This is a genomic window from Catellatospora coxensis (assembly GCF_016862635.1).
In the GTDB taxonomy this organism is placed as follows: Bacteria; Actinomycetota; Actinomycetes; order Mycobacteriales; family Micromonosporaceae; genus Catellatospora; species Catellatospora coxensis.
Genome location: NZ_BONI01000015.1, coordinates 105,378 through 120,931, shown reverse-complemented (window position 1 = coordinate 120,931; position 15,554 = coordinate 105,378). Strand labels below are relative to the sequence as shown.

Sequence of the window (15,554 nt, the reverse complement as noted above, 5' to 3'; positions counted from 1 at the left end):
CCCATGGAACACGGCGGCGAGGGGTTCTGTTCCCCACACCGCGCGCGGGTGTGCGCAAGGGCACTACCCGCCGGTAGGGCCCGCGATGGCAAGATGTCGCGGTGAGTTGGAGCAGGTATGTGGCGCTGGGGGACAGCTTCACCGAGGGCATGGACGACCCGTACGCCGACGGGGTGTTCCGGGGCTGGGCCGATCTGGTCGCCGGGCGGCTCGGCCAGGTGACCCCCGGGTTCGGTTACGCCAACCTCGCCATCCGCGGGCGGCTGTTCGACGGCATCGTCGGCGAGCAGCTCGAACCGGCGCTGGCCATGAAGCCCGACCTGATCAGCTTCGCGGCGGGCGCGAACGACGTGCTGCGCCGCAAGTGCGACCCGCCGACCCTGATGGCGCGGTTCGACGCGACCGTGGCCCGGCTCCGCGGCACCGGCGCGGACGTGCTGCTGTTCCGGTTCGCCGACGTGATGTCGCGGCTGCCCGGCAACAACCTGGTCGCGCCGCGCATCCGGTACCTCAACCAGGCCGTCGGCGAGGTCGCCGACCGCAACGGCGCGCGCCTGGTCGACCTGTGGAACGACCACGAGTACGCCAACCCGGCGCTGTGGAGCATCGACCGGCTGCACCTGTCGGCGGCCGGGCACCGGCGCACTGCCGCCCACGTGCTCGCGGCGCTCGGTGTGCCGACCGACCCGACCTGGTGGGACGTGCCGTCCCGGCCGGCCGTGAAGTCCTGGCCGGCCGCCCGCGCCGACGACCTGGCCTGGGCCGGCCGCTACCTCGCGCCCTGGATCAAGCGCCGCCTCACCGGCCGCTCCTCCGGCGACACCGTCACCGCCAAACGCCCCGAGCTCGGCCCGATCGACCCGGCCGCCTGACCCGAACCGGGTCGGGGCCGGGTCACGGGGCGATGTTCAGGTGGTCGAGGACACTCTCGGCCAGGGCGACGTCGCCGGTGAGCCAGACCTGCTGCCGGTCGCGGGTGCTGCGGCCGGTGGCGAGCAGGGTGTACGCCTCCCAGCTCAGCGTGGCGTGGGCGGTGGACCGGTGGGTGTCGCTCGGCACCACCGAGGCGCGGCCCTGCTCGTCGACGTACACGGCGAAGTCCTGCGGCAGCTCGCCCAGCGTGGTGAAGCGCACCGCCGAGCCGGCAGCCGCGCCCGCCTTCTTGGCCACGATCCGGGGCAGCGCCTGCAGGACCAGGTCCCGGGCGTTCTGAGCACCGGGGGAGCCGAGGTTGCCGGGACGGCGTACGGCCCGGCGCACGTCCTGCTCGTGCACCCACAGGTCGAACGCGCGCGCCGACAGCTGCACCGCGAACGGCACGGCCGTGTTCGCCCACCCCCACCAGCCGGGCGCGTCCGCCGCCCGCAGCTCATCGGTGAGCTGGCGCTCGCGCACCGGCAGCAGCTCGTGCAGGGCCGCGAGCACCTCGCCGCGGGCCGCGCCGCGCCACTGCTCGACCCCGGAGTCGATCAGCTGCTGCGGCGGGCCCGCCGGGGCGGCGCCGCCGTCGGCCATCCACTGCTCCAGGCTCACCACGTGGGCGTACACATCGGCCACGGACCAGCCGGGGCAGTCGGTCGGGGCGGCCCACTGCTCGTCGGTGAGCTGGTCACCGATCTTGGCCAGGGCGTGCAGGCTGTGGCGGCAGGCCGCGGCGGCGCGGTCGTGTGCGGACATGGCCGCAGCTTCGCGCGTCCGCTCCCGCGGCGCAAGCCTCCCAGCGCGACGCGCAGCATCGGTCCCGACGGCGCGCCGGCGGAATCGGGGTGCAACCGGTGCCGAGGATCGCGCGTGTTGGTGCCGTCCACCGGATCCGACCGGTGACATCGGGGAGGAAGGACCGTGTGACCACCATGGCCACGCAACACGGGGAGGTCTGGGTCGCCGACTCGGCGGCATCCGCCGTGGCACGCGACTTCGACGAGTTCTACGCGGCGAGTTTCACGCCGCTCAGCCTGCAGCTGTACGCCTACCTCGGTGATCTCGGCGAGGCGCAGGACCTGGTACAGGAGGCGCTGTGCCGGGCCTACGCCCGCTGGAGCCGGATCAGCAGGTACGACGAGCCGGTGGCCTGGGTGCGCCGGGTCGCCTGGAACCTGGCGACGAGCAACTTCCGCCGCCGGCGTACGGCGCTGAACTTCCTGCGCCGCCAGCGCGAGGAGCACACCGCGGGGCCCGATCCGGACCGGGTCGCGCTCACCCGGGCGCTCGCGAAGATCCCGGCCCAGCAGCGGCGGGCGGTGGTCCTGCACTACATGGCGCAGCTGCCGGTCGCGGAGATCGCCGCGCAGGAGGGTGTCGCCGAGGGCACCGTCAAATCCTGGCTCAGCCGCGGCCGCGCCGCGCTCGCCGCCCAGCTCAAGAAGGAGAACTGAGATGACCGACTTCGACGACGACCTGATCACGGACGCCTTCGCGGGTTTCGCCGCGGCCGCGGCACCGTCGGTACGCGCCACCGGCACGGGCGCCGTGAGGCACACCGTCAAGCGCCGCCGGGCCCGCACCACAGCCGCACTGAGCGTGCTCGGGGTGCTGCTGCTGGCCGCGCCGGCGCTGGCATACGCCTCCCTGGACCGCGGCAGCCAGGGACCGCCGGACCCCGCGACGTCGACGCAGGTCGCGGTGTCGCCCAGCGGCGCACCTTCCCCCTCCGCGACGCCTTCGCCCGCGGTGACCCCGTCCATCGCGCACAGTCCCGCGAAACTGGTGCTCGGGCCGCTGGGCTACGGCGATCTCCGGCTCGGGCAGAACCCGGCCGAGGCCCTCGCAACGGGCCTGGTGGACGCGAACGGGAAGATCGACGACAGCATGACGTGCGACAGCAGCGCCGTCCTCACGGGGACCCCGGCACCCGAGGATGAGTACGACGTGGACGGGAAGCTGTTCTTCTCCAAGCGGCTCGGCCTCGCGGCGATCTACGCCATGCCGGGCGTCGAGACCCCGGAGGGGCTGCGTCTCGGCATGACCTATGACGAGCTGATCGCCATCTACCCGAGCTGGGAATCCGTCGTCGAACCGGATCGCCCGATCGGGCGCGGGTACGTGGACGTGCCTGGCAACCCCGCGGCCAGATACCGGATCGAGATGGGCCACACATCGGTGATCCAGATCAGCCTGCAGTTGCGGAATCAGGACTGCTACGAGTGACCGGGACCCGCTGAAGGCCGGCGGGCGGCTCCCCCTGGGGCGTCGCCCGTTCGGCCGTGTCGCGCGCGCACCGCCGCGTCCAGGTACGGTGTCCGACGTGGAGCACTCGTTTCAGGGCGGTTCACCAGACGTGATCGACCTGCCGGGCCGGCGGATCACCGCCGGGCGGGCCGAGCCGTCGTGTACACAAGTGGTCGCGGTTCGCCGCCACCCTTTGGCCCCGCCCACCGCGTCTCTACCTGAGCCGGACCCACGGAGCCGGGCGTGAGCACCGACGAGGAGAACCGCGCTCCATGAGCAACCCCAACCCCGACCGGATCCGCGCGCTGATCGAGCAGTGCTGGGACGCCCCCCGAGGTGCGGGTCAGGTGGCGCTGGCCGAGGAGGCGATCGCCCAGGCGGACGCGCTCGGTGACGAGCCGCTGCGGTTCCACGCCCGGATGGCGGCCACGGAGGCGTATCAGCGCGCCGGCCGGCCGGCCGAGGGGTTCGTGACGTTCTCCTGGTGCCTGGCCCGCTTCGACTCCTATCCGGAACGGTACGGGGACCAGGAATACCTGCTGCTCTGGCACTACAAGTACGTGATCAACGCGGCGACCCGCTTCCCGGACGTGCCGCTCGCCCGGACGTACGCGGTGCTCGACGACATGCAGCGCCGCTTCGAGGAGGGCGGGCACAGCCTGCAGGCCGTGCACAAGCACCGCTGGCTGCTGGCCTTCCACCTGGGTGACCGCGCTGCCGCCGACCTGCACTACGAGCGGTGGGTGGCGGCCCCGCGCGACGGCAACTCGGACTGCGTCGGGTGCGACCCGACCGACCAGGTGCGGCACCTGACGGAGCGCGGCCGTGACGCGGAGGCCATCGAGCTCACCGCGCCGGTGCTGGCGGGACGGCTGACCTGCGCCGAGCAGCCGCAGGAGATCCTCACCGCGCTGCTGCTGCCGTACCTGCGTACGGGCCGGTTCGACGAGGCGCGCAAGGCGCACCACCAGGCCTACCGCACCATCCGAGGTGACCACGGCAAACTCGGCACGATCGCCGAGCACGTGTACTTCCTCGGGGTGAGCGGCAACGCCGTACGCGGGCTGGAACTGGTCGAGCGGCATCTGCCCTGGCTGGCCGAGGCGTCCTCGCCGATGGTCGAGCTGGAGTTCGCCGCCGCGGCCGCGCTGGTGCTGCGGCTGCTGGCCGCCACCGGGCAGGGGGCGCAGCCGGTGTACGGCACGGAGCAGAGCATCGCGGAGCTGGCCGAGCACCTCGCGGAGCGGGCCGGCGCGCTGGCGAAGAGCTTCGACGCCCGCAACGGCACGCTCGCGCAGAGCGCCCGGGTGGCGGCGCTGCTGGCGGCCGAGCCGCCGGCGGAGCGGCTGCCGTTGAGCCTGACCGCGCGGGTGGGCGCGGCGGTGCGGCGTACGCCCGCGGCCGCGGCCCCGCCGGTGGTGGCGGGTCTGCCGGACGTGCCCGCGGACGCCGGCCTGGACCTGCTGCTCGACCTGATCGAGGAGGCGCTGCGGTGTGACGACGAGCCCCGCTCGGAGGCGCTGTGGCAGCTCATCGAGCCGTTCACCGGCGCGGCCGGGCTGACCGCGCTGCAGCAGGGGCGGCTCGCCGACCTGCGCGGCATGCGGCTGCACGGCGAGACGGCCGAGCAGACCGAGCACGCCTGGACCGAGGCGCTGGAGCGGTACACCGCGGCCGGGGACGAGGTGCGCTGCCAGCGGATCCGGGGCCGGCTGGGGCTGCACCGCAGCCGGCACGGCCAGCCGGAGGAGGGCCTGGCGCAGGTCCGTGCCTCCTCGGACTACCTGCTGGCGCACGGCGGGCCGAAGGACCAGGCCGGGGCGCTGCGCCGGCTCGCGGTCGCGCTGCTGCACGCCCAGCAGCCGGGCGAGGCGCTGCGCGAGCTGGACCGGATCGCCGGGGTCGGCGAGCCCGACCCGGGTGCGCGGGTGCGGCTGCAGGTCATGCTGCTGCGGGCGCAGGCGCTGGGCGCGGACGGTCGGGTGCAGGAGTCCGTGGCCGCGGCCCGGGATCTGATCGAGCAGGCCGTCGCCGAGGATCAGGACGAGCTGATCGGGCTGGGCGAGTTCTTCCTCGGCCAGGGCCTGAGCATGCTCGACGACAACGCGGGCGCGGCGGCGGCGTTCGACCGGGCGCTGGCCCGGGCGCTGCCCGAGCCGCTGGAGCGCGAGGTCCGCGAGCGGCGGGCCGTCCTGCTGGCGGGCACGCCGCGGGCCCGGGAGGCGGTCGACGACCTGGTCGCCATGGTCGCCCGGATCGCCGGCGAGCCCGAGGCGGGGGAGGAGCAGGGCGACGACGCCGAGCACGCCCGCTTCCACCTGTCCGTGGCGCTGTTCAACACCGGCCGGGTGGAGGAGGCCGCCGAGGTCGCCGAGGAGGCGGTGCACGGCGCGGACCGGGCCGGCAACCAGAACCTCGCCGACCAGGTACGCCACCTGCTGGCCGCGATCTACCAGCGGCTGGGGGAGACCGACCAGGCGCTGTCCTACCTCGATCAGCTCGCGGCGAACCTGGACGGGTTCGACAACGCCGCGGGGCGGGCGCGGGTCCTGGAACAGGCCGGTGAGCTGCTGTTCGACCTCGATCGTGACGCGCTCGCGGCGACCAGGCTCGGCTCGGCCGCCGCCGCGTACCGGATGGCGCGGCTGCCGCTCGACGAGATGCGCGCCCGGCGCCGGCAGGCCGTGGCCGCGATGTACGCCGACGACCCGGAGCGGGCCCGCCAGGCGGTGGAGCTGGCCGACGCCGCGGCGGCGGAGCTGCCGCCGGGGCTGGCCAAGGAGCCGGAGGCGCAGTACGAGCTGGCCTGGCTCGCCCTGGACGGGGCGCGCGCCATGGTCGGCGCGGGTCATCCGGAGGCGGCGCTGGCCCGGGTGCGCGGCGCGGCCGAGCGGTTCCGGGGGCTGGAGGCGTTCGGGGAGGCGTTCCTGGCCGACCTGACCATGGGCGAGGTGCTGCTGACGCTGGGCCGGGCCGAGGAGGCCGAGCGGCTGCTGCGGGAGGTGCTCAACGGCCTGCCCCGGGACTCGGCGACGCTGCCGCGGGCGGCGTACGCGCTCGCCCACGCGCTGATGCAGTGCGGCCGGGGCGAGGAAGCCCGCCAGCTGGCCGGGGAATATGGGTTTGAACTGGACTAAACGGACGTTAAGCTGCGGCTTGACCGGCGAGTAGCATGTCTCGGGTGACGGCAGTGGAGCAGCAGGTAGACACCCCCCCAGCGAAGCCGGCGCGCAGGTCGCGACGTGAGGAGATCCTCGAGATCGCCGTCGGACTGTTCGCGGCGCGCGGCTATCACGGCGTGTCCATGGACGACATCGGCACCGCGGCCGGTGTCACCGGGCCCGCCCTCTACCACCACTTCGCCGGCAAGGAGGCGATGCTCGTCGCCGCGCTGATGCCGGTGAGCGAGGGCCTTTTGGCGGGCGGCCGCGGTCAGGTCTCCGCGCACCCCGGCGACCCGCGCGCCGCGGTCGAGGCCCTGGTCGACTTCCACGTCGAGTTCGCGCTGGCCAACCCCGCCGTGATCGCCCTGCACCTGCACGAGCTGGACCGCCTGCCCGAGGAGCCCCGCCGGGAGATCCGCCGCCTGCAGCGCCAGTACGTCGAGGAGTGGGTCCAGGTGCTGACCTCGGTGCGCAGCGACGTCACCGGCGGCGAGGCCCGCGTGCTCGCCCACGCCGCCTTCGGCCTCATGAACTCCACCCCCTTCCTCGGCGGCGAGGTCGAACGCCAGCGCCGCGCCACCCTCCTCCGCGCCGCCGCCCTGGCCGCCCTCCTGGGCTGACCCGCCCCGCCCGTTCCGCAGTTTCCGGGAAACTGCGCCTTCGGCGTGCCCGGAAACCGCAGTTTCCCCGAAACCGCTGGTCTGCGCGGTGCGGCGGCCCCAGTGGGTGCGTGGAACTTAACGTGCGTTTAGGCTCGGTGTGGTTGTCTGGAGCGTAGGAGGGACGCGGGCATGATCGAGTCGTTGCTGGTCGCGAACCGGGGGGAGATCGCCCGGCGCATCATCCGCACCGCCAGGGGCCTGGGGATCCGGACCATCGCGGTGTACTCCGAGGCCGACGCCGAGCTGCCGTTCGTGCGCGAGGCCGACGAGGCGGTGTGCGTCGGACCGGCCAACCCGGCCGAGTCCTACCGCAATGCCGAGGCGATCCTCGCCGCCGCGAAGCAGACCGGGGCGCAGGCGATCCACCCCGGCTACGGCTTCCTCTCCGAGAACGCCGACTTCGCCCGTACCGTCGTGGACAGCGGCCTGATCTGGGTGGGGCCCGGTCCCGACGCGATCACCGCGATGGGCGACAAGATCAACGCACGTAACCTGATGGCCGCCGCCGGAGTGCCGGTCGCCCCGGGCACCGCCGACCCGGCCGCGACCGTCGAGGCCGCGCTGGCCGCCGCCGAGGAGATCGGCTACCCGGTCATGGTCAAGGCCGCGGCCGGCGGCGGCGGCATGGGCATGGCCGTCGCGAACGACGCCGCCCAGCTGACCGCGCAGTACGAGCAGGTGCGTGGCTTCGCCGAGCGCATGTTCGGCGACGGCTCCGTGCTGCTGGAGCGCTACTTTCCCCGGGTACGCCACGTCGAGGTGCAGATCCTCGGCCTGGCCGACGGCACCGTGCTCGCCCTCGGTGAGCGGGAGTGCTCGGTGCAGCGGCGCAACCAGAAGCTGGTCGAGGAGTCGCCGTCCCCGGCGCTCACCCCCGCGCAGCGCGAGAAGCTGCTGGCCGCCGCGGTCCGCGCGGGCGAGGCTGTCGGCTACCGCAACGCCGGCACCGTCGAGTGCCTGTTCGACCCGGCCACCGGCGACTTCTTCTTCCTGGAGATGAACACCCGGCTGCAGGTCGAGCACCCGGTCACCGAGCTGGTCTTCGGCCTCGACCTGGTCGAGGCGCAGCTGCGCGTCGCTGCCGGCCTGCCGGTGCAGTTCGAGCCGTCCACGCTGGCGTCCCAGGGCCACGCCATCGAGCTGCGGATCAACGCCGAGGACCCGAAGCGCTTCCTGCCCGGCCCCGGTGCGATCAAGACCTGGATCGAGCCGACCGGCGACGGCGTGCGGGTGGACTCCGGCTACGCCGAGGGCAACGTCGTCACCCCGAGCTACGACTCGCTGATGGCCAAGGTCATCGTGTACGGGGCCGACCGGGCCGAGGCCATCGTCCGGGCCAAGGCGGCGGTCGCCGCGTTCGAGCTGATCGGGCCGAAGAACAACCTGCCGTTCTTCGCCGAGCTGATGGACAACGCCGAGTTCGTCTCGGGCGACTACGACACCGGCCTGGTCTCGCGGATGCGCTGACCGGACATGGGAAGGGGCCCGGCGACCGTGGTCGCCAGGCCCCTTCGTCACCTGATCAGCGGATCTCGTACGCCCGGATCACGGTCTGGTCGAAGGTGTTGCCCTTCGAGTCCGCGCCCGAAGCCTGCAGCGACACGAAGCCGCCCGCCTTCGGGTGCGCCACCATGACCACCCATTCGCCGCCGACGCACAGCACCGGCACCTTGACCCAGGTCTTGCCGTCGTCGTACGACGCCTTCACCACCAGCTTGACCACGCGGCCGGAGCCCTCGGTCTGGGTGAAGGTCGCCGGGTAGACGCCCAGGCCGCCGGCCTTGCCGACGTTGTTCGCGTCCAGCTTCGGCGCGAAACTGACCGCGGTCAGCGGCAGCGAGGCCGGTTTGTCCGCGTGGCCCGAACGGAACGTCCAGCTCACCGACATCTTCGTGGTGAGCCGGGAGTCGCGCTCCAGGCTGCCGTCGAAGCGGAACGAGGCCTTGGCCGGGTCCACCTCCTCGACGAACACGTACGGCCCGTCCGCCGCCTCGGCGATCAGCTCGCCGTTGCGGTAGAGCGCGCCCCGGCCGCCGGTGATCTGCCCGAAGCCGGCCCGGCCCTGCCCGTCGCCGAGCAGCGCGGGACCGACGAACATGAGGTCGCCCTCGCGCACGGCCGCCTGGTCACCCGGGAAGAGCGGTGCCACGCTGGGCCCGAACACACCCTTGTTCCACTGCTCCCGGTAGGTCTTGCCGGCCCGGTAGGTCACCACGGCCGCGTTGTCGGACACCGTCTCCGGCCAGTCCTCGCCCTCGGCCGGCTTCTCCACCATGAACTCGACCGACCACGGCGTGCTGGTGGTGTAGTAGTCGGTCCGCTGGTAGGGCAGCGGGGTCGGCCAGCCGGTCGCCCAGCCGCCGCCACCGCCGGGCGGCGCGATGAAGTTGAGCTTCACGCCGTTGGTGCCCTTGTCGAGCAGCCCGTGCCCGGACTCGACCTTGGCGAGGTCGGCCCAGCGCAGGTGCTTGGTCAGCCCGGCCATCATGCCGTCGGCCTTGTGCCAGCCGAGGTTGTAGGAGTACGGCGACAGCGCCGGGTCACCCTCCTCGCCGAGCTCGGCCAGCGTGCCGGTGAGCGCCGAGGTGAGGCCGGGCACCTTCTTCGGGCCGAGCTGCTTGGCGTACATGTTGCCGAACTTCTCGGCCAGCACGCCGACGCTGATGCCGGCGTCCTGGTAGCTCATGCTGACGTCGAGCGCCGCCAGCAGCACGTCGGCCTTCGGGTCGGGCACGGTGACGTCGAAGTTGCCGGCGCCCCGCGCGTCCATCGCCAGCGTCTGCGCGCCGCCGACGGTGTAGAGCGGGTACACCAGCTGCGTGGTGGAGTAGTCGTCGCCGTCGACCTCGTCGACCCAGCTGAACGCGAAGTACTTGCCCGGCGGCAGGCGCAGCTCGCCGCTCGCCCCGGACACCACGTAGTCCCGGAAGTTCTCGAGGTCGAACAGCACGGTCAGCGCGTTCTCGGCCGGGTCGCCGTCCCGCTCGGTCGCGGTGACCTTGACCGCGTGCTTGAGCTCCTCCCGGACGATGCCGAACGGGGTCTGCACGGAGACGCCGTCCGCGGTCGCGGTGATGCGGCCGCCGACACCGCCGGTGAGGTCGCCACCCTGGCGGGTGTCGGCCGTGATGGTCACCGAGGCGTCGCCCCCGGCCGGCACCGTGACGGAGTCGGCGCCCAGCGCGAAGATCCCGGCGGGCGCGCCGGTGAGGGCGAGCTGCAGGGTCACCGCGGCACTGCCGCCGTTGTGGTACGTGACGGTGCTGGTGCGCACCTCGTCGTCCTCGTGCGGCCACTCCTGCAGGCCGAACGTGACCGCCGTGGGGCTGGTCGTCACCTGCTGGGTGATCGCCCGAGCCACGTCGACGCGGCCCGCGCCCTGCGCGAACACGCCGATGTCGGCGGACGGCTTCGCCGAGGCCATCAGCGCGGCCTTGCGCTGCGCCGCGGTCCACCCCGGGTGCACCTGGGTCAGCAGCGCGGCCGCGCCCGCGACGTGCGGGGTGGCCATCGACGTGCCGTCCAGCGGCATGTACAGCTGACCCGGCTCGCCGAGGAAGCCGTCCTTGCTGCGTGCGGCCACGATCTCCTGACCGGGCGCGGCGATCTCCGGCTTGACCGCCCAGCCGTCGGCGCTGGGGCCCCGGCTGGAGAACACGGCCAGCTCGTCGGTCTTGGTGAACGCCCCGACGGCCAGCGCCGCCTCGGCGGTCGCCGGCGAGCCGACGCTCTCGTCCGACCCGGCGTTGCCCGCCGCGATCACGAACAGCGTGCCGTACTGCGCGGTCAGGTCGTTGACGGCCTGCTCCAGCGGGTCGACCTCCGGGGTGTTGGTGCCGCCGAGGCTCATGTTGGCCACGTCGGCCCCGGACTCCGCGGCCCACTGCATACCGGCCAGGATCCAGGACTCGGCACAGCCGTACTCGACGCAGACCTTGCCGTCGAGCAGCGAAGCACCGGGCGCGACACCCTTGTACTTGCCGCCGGAGCCGGCCCCGCTGCCCGCGATGGTCGAGGCGACGTGCGTGCCGTGACCGACCCGGTCGAGGTCGTCCTCCTCACCCTCGGTGAAGTTCTGCCGGGCGCTGATCTTGCCAGCCAGGTCGGGGTGGGAGATGTCGACGCCGGTGTCGAGCACGGCGACCTTCACACCCGTGCCGTCGAACCCGGCGGACCAGGCCGCGGGCGCGCCGATCAGCGGGACGCTCTGGTCCAGCGCCGGCTTGCGTACGGCGTCGAGCCAGATCTTGCCGGTGCTCGCCTTGCGGGTCGCCTGCCACTGCGCGGCCAGGGACTCCTCCGGCACCTCGGCGGCGAAGCCCTTCACCGCGGGCAGCCGGCGCTCGGCGGTCAGGCCCGGCGCGTAGGTCGCACCGGAGACGATGAGCGGCAGCGCGGCCTTGCGCGCGGCCTTGACGGCGAGCAGCTCGGTGATGTCGAACAGCCGCTTGTCCAGGCGGTTCGCCGCGAGCAGCGCGACGGCGTCGGACGGGATGACGTACTGGTGGTCCTTGACCCGGTAGCTGCGGTAGGTCACCCCGTCCCGCGGCGTCAGGCTGAGCCGGCCGTCACCGTGCACCGATACCCGGTCGCCGGTGATCAGCGCGACGGTCTGCGTCTTCGTGTTGCCCGGTGCGGGTCTGGCGGCCAGTGGTGAGGCGGCCTGTTCCGCGCCCGCGGTGCCGGGCGCGGCCATCAGTAGCGCGGCGACGATCCCCCCGGCCAGCATTGCCCTCGTTCCTCTGCTGGATCGCATGTTCCTCCCCGTCCGTTCGATCAGTCCGCCTTGGACTGTCGTTCGTAGAGACGCGTCGAAGGGGGGATGCGTTGGGCAGAGACATGAGTGAATACCTCAAATCCTTGTGAAGGTATGGCGAACAGCCAGGCCAGGGGAGGGGTGGGCAGCTGAGGTTAACGAGGGTTAAGGTGGCGGCATGGGTGCTGTGCTGCCGGACCGGGTGTCGATTCGTGAGGTGGGCCCGCGTGACGGGCTGCAGAACGAGGACCCCGTGCCCACCGCCGACAAGGTCAGGCTGATCGACGCGCTGAGCGCCACCGGCGTCGGCCGCATCGAGGCGGTGTCATACGTGCACCCCAAGGCCATTCCGCAGATGGCCGACGCCGACGAGGTCTGGAGCACGGCCGCGCGCGACCCGAAGGTGCGCTACAGCGCGCTGGTGCCCAACCTGCGCGGCGCCCAGCGGGCCCTGGCCGGCGGCTTCACCGAGGTCGAGGTGGTGGTCTCGGCCAGCGACACGCACAACCGCCGCAACATCAACCGGGCCACCGAGGAGTCGCTGGACGAGATCGCCCAGCTCATCCCGGCGCTGCACGAGGGCGGCTCGACCGCCGAGGTGATCATCGCGACGAGCTTCGGATGCCCGTACGAGGGGGACGTGGATCCGAAGCGGGTGGCCGCCATCGTCGACCGCGTCGTCGCCGACGGGGCGGACCGGGTGGCCTTCGGCGACACCACCGGCATGGGCACCCCGCGCCGGGTCCGCGAGCTGCTGTCGATCGTCCGCGAGCGGCACCCGGACGTGCCGATGCTGCTGCACTTCCACAACACCCGCGGCACCGGTCTCGCCAACATCCTCACCGCGCTGGAGTTCGGCATCACCGAGTACGACGCCAGCGTCGGCGGCCTGGGCGGCTGCCCGTACGCGCCGGGCGCGTCGGGCAACGTGGCCACCGAGGAGGTCGTGCACATGCTGCACGACATGGGCATCGACACCGGGATCGACCTGGAGAAGCTGATCGACGCGGCCCGGCTCGCCGAGCAGATCGTCGGCCGCGAGCTGCCGTCCGGCGTGCTGCGGGCCGGCCCGCGCAGCCGCACCGTGAGCTGACCGGTCCGGCGCCGCGGCGCGGTCCGAAGTTCGTACGCAACCGGCCGCCGGGTGCGCGCGTGACTTGTGGGTGACCTGACACCCACCACCGGGGGAGCCCTGGATGTCACCACCCGTGTTCGACGAGTTCTATCTGGGCAGCAGGCAGCGGATGCTGCGCTGTGCGTACGCCGTCACCGGTGACGTGCAGGAAGCACAGGATGTCGTGCAGGAGGCCTACGCGCGGGCCTGGCAGAACTGGCGCAAGGTCGCCGCGTACGACGATCCCGAGGCGTGGGTGCGCACCGTGGCCTTCCGCATCGCGGTGAGCCGCTGGCGGCGGGCCCGCAGCATGTTCACCGCGCACCGCCGGCACGGCGGCGAGCCGAGCGCGGCCCCGCCCGACGAGAACACCGTCGCGCTGGTTGCCGCGCTGCGCGGCATCCCCGAGGCGCAGCGCACCGCGATCGTGCTGCACCACATCGCGGGCCGGTCGGTCGCCGAGATCGCGGCCGAGACCGGGGTCGCCGAGGGCACGGTCAAGGCGCGTCTCTCCCGGGGCCGGCAGGCCCTCGCCCACCTGCTCAGCACCGAGACGGGGAACAGCTATGCGTGACGACATCTCCCAGCAGCTCGACGGGTTCGGAGCAGACATGCCGGCGACGACCTGGGCCTCACCCGCAGAGATCCGCGGCCGGGGGGAGCGCCGACGCCGCGTGCGTACGGTGGGCATGACCGCCGCCGGTGTGGCGGCCCTCGCCGTCGTCGCCGGTGCCGCGTTCGTGCTCGGCGGCCGGCCCGGGGAGCCCGCGCCCACCCTGACGGCCCGCCCGTCGATCACCGTGGTGCCGCAGCTGAGCCCGTCGCCCTCGGTCCGGCCGAGGCTGACCTCGCCGAGCCCCGCGGTGCCTTTCGACACGGTGATCCCGCTGGACGCCATGCTCCGGGCCGCCGACGTCAGCCCCGCGCACCGGGTGCAGGGGGGCGAGTACCTGGGCGAGAACTACCGGTACGTCACCGGGTTGTGCCAGGAGAAGGGCCAGTGGGACGGCAAGCCTGTCCGGCCGCAGCTGTCCGGGGCGCGGGATTCGTCCCGGCAGCGGGTGCTGGCGGCCGGTCAGGACGCGGTGCACGTCGTGCAGCAGGTGACCGGCTACGGGTCGGCCCGCTCGGCCGGGGAGCTGATCGCCCACGAACGGGCCGGATTCGAGCACTGCGCGGTCCTGGACCACCGGGAGACCCACGTCGAGTTCGAGATCATCGCAACGGGATTCGCCGGCGACGAGGCGTTGCTGGTCCGGATGAGCCCTCGCACGCTGCTGGTGCTGGTACGAGTAGGTGCGGTGTACACCGAGCTCTCTCTCACGTTCCCGGCCACGCCCGGTGCGGCGGACGTCGCGCTCGCCCAGGACCTCGCGGACAAGGCGGTGGCACGTATCTGCGCGGCCACCACGGCCTGCTGAAATCGGGCCGCGCCAACAATGACAGGGAGTGACCGTCGGTCACTCCCTGTCGGCTATCTGACCATTGCTGCGTTTTGAAGGCGGAGCAATTCGGACATAAGCCGTAATTCGTGCAACGAATGGCATTTGCCGCCCTAGGTGATCGGGTCGGCCATCCGTGTCCGAGGAATGGCAAGCTCGTTGACCCCTGCGATGTCATAAATGCCCTATTTGTACGAGCCGAATCAGGTGACTACGGGCGCGCGTCGACAGCCGGGGCAACCGCGCTCCGGTGCGCTCATCGTGCACACAGGACGCTCCGCAAAGCGGCCGTGACATGGCAAGACACTGCATCTCCCCGTGGCAATTCCAGATCGAAAGGCACTGCGATTCACATGACTGCGACTTCGCTGGGCACGTGGACCAAGACGTCCGTGAAGGTCGGCGTCCTGTCCGCCGGCGTGCTGCTCATCGGCGGTACGGGCGCGCACGCGGCCGACAACTGGAACTCTTCCTTCAACAGCGGTATCGGCAGCGGCAACCAGATCAAGCTGCCGGTGCAGGCCCCGATCAACATCTGCGGGATCGCCATCGGCATCCTGGGCAACGCCAACGCCAGCTGCACCGGCGGCAGCGAGGCCAACTACGGCGAGGACGCGCTCGCCACCGACTGGAGCAGCCTCGGCAACTCGGGGATCCTGAGCGGCAACCAGGTGCTGGCTCCGATCCAGGTCCCGATCGACGCCTGCGGCGTGGGCGTCGGGGTGCTCGGCAACGCCAACGCGTGGTGCGTCGGCGGGTCGGCGGCCAATCTGCCCGGCGAGCCCGGTGAAGACGGCAACGAGAACCCGTACCCGCAGCCCTACGGCGAGCCGAACTGGCACAAGCACAAGAACAAGAAGAAGGACTTCGTGTCCACGGCGGCTCCGATCGAGAGCGGCGTGACGGAGAACTCCCCGCTGGACATGATCACCGGCCTGCTGCCGATCAACGGGCTGACCAGCGGCCTGACCAGCGCGGTCGGCAACACCAGCGCCAGCGTCGGCATCGGCGCCCAGCAGCAGCAGATGAAGCAGCAGCTGAACCAGCGCAAGAAGTGGCAGCACGCCGCGCCGAGCACCTGCGAGCTGAACTGGAACACCTTCGCCAACTCGGGGATCCTGAGCGGCAACCAGGTGTTCGTGCCGGTCCAGGCCCCGATCGACGTGTCGGGCGTGGCCGTGGGCGCGCTCCTGGGCAACGCCAACGCCTCCAGCGTCGGCGGCTCCACCGCCAACTTCTGCTGACACA

At 72.4% G+C, this 15,554-nt stretch carries 12 protein-coding genes; 10 read left to right on the top strand and 2 right to left on the bottom strand.

Features of this window, described 5'->3' with window-relative positions; all coding sequences use genetic code 11:
* Positions 1-101 precede the first annotated feature (101 nt).
* The gene (locus Cco03nite_RS11245; RefSeq protein WP_203691994.1) at positions 102-872 is read left to right on the top strand and encodes an SGNH/GDSL hydrolase family protein; all 771 of its coding nucleotides are present in this window, start codon (positions 102-104) and stop codon (positions 870-872) included.
* 22 nt (positions 873-894) lie between these two features.
* Here the strand turns inward: Cco03nite_RS11245 and Cco03nite_RS11240 are convergent, their stop codons facing one another.
* Complete coding sequence (locus Cco03nite_RS11240) at positions 895-1,677, bottom strand: maleylpyruvate isomerase family mycothiol-dependent enzyme (protein ID WP_203691992.1); 783 nt, start codon at positions 1,675-1,677, stop codon at positions 895-897.
* 176 nt (positions 1,678-1,853) lie between these two features.
* On the opposite strand from Cco03nite_RS11240, the gene Cco03nite_RS11235 reads away from it, so the two are divergent.
* From Cco03nite_RS11235 to Cco03nite_RS11215, 5 genes are all read left to right on the top strand, one after another.
* Positions 1,854-2,375 (top strand): SigE family RNA polymerase sigma factor, encoded by a 522-nt coding sequence (locus Cco03nite_RS11235; protein ID WP_203691991.1) that lies wholly within the window; start codon positions 1,854-1,856, stop codon positions 2,373-2,375.
* Between the two features lies 1 nt (position 2,376).
* A complete protein-coding gene (locus tag Cco03nite_RS11230; protein ID WP_203691989.1) occupies positions 2,377-3,147 on the top strand; it encodes a hypothetical protein in 771 nt (256 codons plus the stop codon).
* A gap of 293 nt (positions 3,148-3,440) precedes the next feature.
* A complete protein-coding gene (locus Cco03nite_RS11225; protein ID WP_203691987.1) occupies positions 3,441-6,305 on the top strand; it encodes a hypothetical protein in 2,865 nt (954 codons plus the stop codon).
* Between the two features lie 35 nt (positions 6,306-6,340).
* The gene (locus Cco03nite_RS11220; protein WP_203691985.1) at positions 6,341-6,952 is read left to right on the top strand and encodes a TetR/AcrR family transcriptional regulator; all 612 of its coding nucleotides are present in this window, start codon (positions 6,341-6,343) and stop codon (positions 6,950-6,952) included.
* A gap of 171 nt (positions 6,953-7,123) precedes the next feature.
* Positions 7,124-8,461: an acetyl-CoA carboxylase biotin carboxylase subunit gene (locus tag Cco03nite_RS11215; RefSeq protein WP_203691984.1), complete on the top strand. Its 1,338-nt coding sequence runs from the start codon at positions 7,124-7,126 to the stop codon at positions 8,459-8,461.
* Positions 8,462-8,516: 55 nt separating this feature from the next.
* Here Cco03nite_RS11215 and Cco03nite_RS11210 read toward each other — a convergent pair whose 3' ends face one another.
* Entirely contained in the window at positions 8,517-11,723 is a 3,207-nt protein-coding gene (locus Cco03nite_RS11210) for a S8 family peptidase (protein ID WP_203691982.1), read from the bottom strand.
* A gap of 205 nt (positions 11,724-11,928) precedes the next feature.
* Here Cco03nite_RS11210 and Cco03nite_RS11205 point away from each other — a divergent pair, with 205 nt between their 5' ends.
* From Cco03nite_RS11205 to Cco03nite_RS11190, 4 genes are all read left to right on the top strand, one after another.
* Positions 11,929-12,843, top strand: coding sequence for a hydroxymethylglutaryl-CoA lyase (locus Cco03nite_RS11205; RefSeq protein WP_203691980.1), 915 nt, complete (start codon positions 11,929-11,931; stop codon positions 12,841-12,843).
* Positions 12,844-12,946: 103 nt separating this feature from the next.
* A complete protein-coding gene (locus tag Cco03nite_RS11200; RefSeq protein ID WP_203691978.1) occupies positions 12,947-13,438 on the top strand; it encodes a SigE family RNA polymerase sigma factor in 492 nt (163 codons plus the stop codon).
* Positions 13,431-14,285, top strand: a complete 855-nt coding sequence (locus Cco03nite_RS11195) for a hypothetical protein (protein ID WP_203691976.1) — start codon at positions 13,431-13,433, stop codon at positions 14,283-14,285. Before Cco03nite_RS11200 ends, Cco03nite_RS11195 begins: the two co-directional genes overlap by 8 nt.
* A gap of 374 nt (positions 14,286-14,659) precedes the next feature.
* The gene (locus Cco03nite_RS11190) at positions 14,660-15,550 is read left to right on the top strand and encodes a chaplin family protein (RefSeq protein WP_203691974.1); all 891 of its coding nucleotides are present in this window, start codon (positions 14,660-14,662) and stop codon (positions 15,548-15,550) included.
* Positions 15,551-15,554 lie beyond the last annotated feature (4 nt).